Annotated in this window: 4 protein-coding genes; 3 read left to right on the plus strand and 1 reads right to left on the minus strand. The window is 70.8% G+C overall.

The genetic code is table 11. The features are described from left to right. Positions 1 to 144: 144 nt before the first annotated feature. Genes E7Z54_RS08505 through E7Z54_RS08515 form a run of 3 tightly spaced genes read left to right on the plus strand, consistent with a single transcriptional unit; the run spans position 145 to position 2,743 of the window. Positions 145 to 1,083 (plus strand): ABC transporter ATP-binding protein, encoded by a 939-nt coding sequence (locus E7Z54_RS08505; protein ID WP_431188801.1) that lies wholly within the window; start codon positions 145 to 147, stop codon positions 1,081 to 1,083. Then, positions 1,083 to 1,928: an ABC transporter permease gene (locus tag E7Z54_RS08510; protein ID WP_136432824.1), complete on the plus strand. Its 846-nt coding sequence runs from the start codon at positions 1,083 to 1,085 to the stop codon at positions 1,926 to 1,928. The genes E7Z54_RS08505 and E7Z54_RS08510 overlap by 1 nt, the downstream gene beginning before the upstream one ends. Further along, a complete protein-coding gene (locus E7Z54_RS08515) occupies positions 1,925 to 2,743 on the plus strand; it encodes an ABC transporter permease (protein WP_136432826.1) in 819 nt (272 codons plus the stop codon). Before E7Z54_RS08510 ends, E7Z54_RS08515 begins: the two co-directional genes overlap by 4 nt. Positions 2,744 to 2,752: 9 nt before the next feature. Here E7Z54_RS08515 and E7Z54_RS08520 read toward each other — a convergent pair. Next, on the minus strand, positions 2,753 to 2,966 hold a 214-nt coding region (locus tag E7Z54_RS08520; protein WP_276606212.1), incomplete at its 5' end, for an IclR family transcriptional regulator domain-containing protein.

The following is a 2,966-nucleotide window of genomic DNA, read 5'->3' on the forward strand; positions in this document are numbered from 1 at the left end:
CACTGGAGGCGGCGGCCGTGGCGATGGCCCGCGCCTACGGTGAGTCCGAGGGCGGCGCCGCCCTGGCGTGGTGGCGGCACCGCGCCGGCCTCGCAGGCGACGAACGGTCGAGCGATGTCGATCCGGGTCCCTAGGATCGGTCGGGTGACCGACTCGATGATCCGCGCCCGGGGTCTGCGCAAGACCTTCGACAAGGGCGCGAGCCCCTTCGAAGCGGTCAGGGGCATCGACCTCGATGTGCGGAAGGGCGAGGCGTTCGGGTTCCTCGGGCCCAACGGCGCCGGGAAGTCCTCCACCATGCGGATGATCGCGGCGGTGTCGCCGGTCTCCGGCGGGGAGCTCCGGATCCTCGGCATGGACCCGGCCGCCGACGGTCCGGCGATCCGCGCCCGGCTCGGCGTGTGTCCGCAGGAGGACAATCTCGACATCGAGCTGAGCGTCTTCGACAACCTCTACATCTACGGCCGCTACTTCGGGCTGCCGCGGGACGTGGTGCGCGAGCGCGCCCGCGAGCTGCTGGACTTCGTGCAGCTCGCGGAGAAGGCCACGGCCAAGGTCGACGAGCTCTCCGGCGGGATGAAGCGCCGGCTCTCTATTGCGCGCTCCCTGGTGAACCGGCCGGAGCTGCTCCTCCTCGACGAGCCGACCACCGGGCTCGACCCCCAGGCCCGCCACCTGCTCTGGGACCAGCTGTTCCGGCTCAAGCAGGCCGGCGTGACGCTGGTGCTGACGACGCACTACATGGACGAGGCCGAGCAGCTGTGCGACCGGCTCGTGGTGATGGACAAGGGTGTGATCGTGGCCGAAGGCGCTCCGCACGACCTGATCCGGGAGCACTCCACCCGTGAGGTGACCGAGCTGCGCTTCGGGGTCGGCGAGCACGCTGCGCTCGCCGAGAAGGTCACCGACCTGGGGGAGCGGGTCGAGGCGCTGCCCGACCGGCTCCTGGTCTACTCCGCCGACGGCGAGGAGGTGCTGGCGAAGGTGCACGAGCGGGGCCTCGAGCCGCTGGCGAGCCTGGTCCGCCGGTCCACCCTGGAGGACGTGTTCCTCCACCTCACCGGACGGACGCTGGTCGACTGATGGCCTCCACAGGCCTGCCCATCGGCGGAGGGTCGACCGAGCCCGGCTCGACGGCGACCGGGCTGCGACTCCTCGAGGGCGTCGGCAGGCAGACCGACTACTGGGCCACGCTGTGGCGCCGCACCTGGCGCGGGGTCGTCGCGTCGTCCTTCCTCACCCCGTTCCTCTACGTCCTGGCGATGGGCGTGCTGCTGGGCGGCTTCGTCGACGCCGGCGCCGCGACACTCGAGGGCGCCTCGTCCTACCTCGCCTTCGTGGCCCCCGGCCTGATCGCCGCGCACGCGATGCAGACGGCGGTGGCCGAGACGACCTACCCCGTGATGGGGATGATCAAGTGGCAGCGGACCTACGAAGGGATGCTGGCCACGCCGCTCGAGCCGCGGCACGTGGTGGGCGCGCACCTGTCCTCGGTCGTCCTGCACCTCGCCGCGACGTGCGCGGTCTACGGGCTGGTGATGGTTCCCTTCGGTGTCTACCAGTCGTGGTGGGGGCCGTTCGCGGCGTTCGCCAGCCAGGTCCTGGTCGGGGTGGCCTTCGCGACCTGGGTCTACGGCCTGAGCACGCGACTGCACTCCGAGCAGGCCTTCGGGCTGATCTTCCGGTTGGGCGTGTTCCCGCTGTTCCTCTTCTCGGGCGCGTTCTTCCCGGTCGCCAATCTCGGTGAGGTCGGCGCCTGGCTCGCACGGCTCACCCCGCTGTGGCACGGCGTCAACCTGTCTCGGATGTTCGCCCTCGACAACGTCACCTGGTGGGTGGCCGCGGTCAACACGGCCGTCCTCGTCGCACTGATCGTCTCCGGCTGGTTCTGGTCGGTCTCGGGGCTGGCGAAGCGGATGGAGAGATGAGCGCGGCCGCGGTGACCTCGCCCGACGCGCAGGTGCGGGCCCGGGCGCCCCGCCCGGTCGACGCGCTGCGGATGATCCTGCTGCGCAACTACATCAGCTACCGCAATGCGTGGAAGCTGTTCGTCACCGGCTTCCTCGAGCCGGTGTTCTACCTGCTCTCGATCGGGTTGGGCGTCGGCGCTCTCGTCGACGGCTTCGAGGTCTCCGGTCGCGAGCTCTCCTACGCCGCGTTCGTCGCGCCGGGGATGCTGGCCGCCTCCGCGTTCAACGGTGCGCTGCTCGACTCGACCTACAACGTGTTCTTCAAGCTCCGGTACACCCGGCTCTACGACCAGATGCTGGCGACGCCGCTGACCACCGCCGACGTCGCCCGCGGCGAGATCGCCTGGGGCCAGCTGCGCGGCTCGACGTACGCCGTCGCCTTCCTGCTGGTGATGCTCGCGATGGGCTTGGTCGAGTCGTGGTGGGCCGTGCTGGCGCTGCCCGCCGTGCTGCTGATCGGGTTCGCGTTCAGCGCGGTGTGCATGGCGGCGACGACCTGGATGAAGACCTTCCAGGACTTCGACAAGATCACGCTCTTCCAGGTGCCGATGTTCCTCTTCTCCGCGACGTTCTTCCCGGTCGACACCTACAGCGGCCCCGTCCGGTGGGTCGTCGAGTGCACCCCGCTCTACCGCGGCGTCGTACTGTGCCGTGAGCTGACGACCGGGACCGTGTCGTGGGCATCGCTGGTCTCCGTCGCCTACCTGGCGGTGATGGGCCTGGTCGGGCTGTGGATCGTGCGCCGGCGGCTGGACCGGTTGCTGCTGACCTGACGATCGCGCTCAGCGCCCACCCAGGCGCCGCCCGAGCAGCGCCGCGGTCGCGGCGACCGCGTCCGCGAGCCTGCCCACGTCGGCCTCTCCGGCGGGGTAGGTGATGGCGATCCCCGCTACCGGATGGTCGTTGTGGTCGAGCACCGGCGCGGCGACGCTCGAGAGCCCGGCGGTCACCTCGCCGGCCTCCCGCGCGTGCCCGCGCTGGCGGGTCTCGGCGAGC

It is taken from the genome of Nocardioides sp., from assembly GCF_004803405.1.
GTDB classification, from domain to species: domain Bacteria; phylum Actinomycetota; class Actinomycetes; order Propionibacteriales; family Nocardioidaceae; genus Nocardioides; species Nocardioides vastitatis.

What these genes read in the sequence shown, in the direction of transcription:
- E7Z54_RS08510 (WP_136432824.1), top strand. Translation starts at nt 1,083, where the DNA reads ATGGCCTCCACAGGCCTGCCCATCGGCGGAGGGTCGACCGAGCCCGGC.
- E7Z54_RS08515 (WP_136432826.1), top strand. Translation starts at nt 1,925, where the DNA reads ATGAGCGCGGCCGCGGTGACCTCGCCCGACGCGCAGGTGCGGGCCCGG.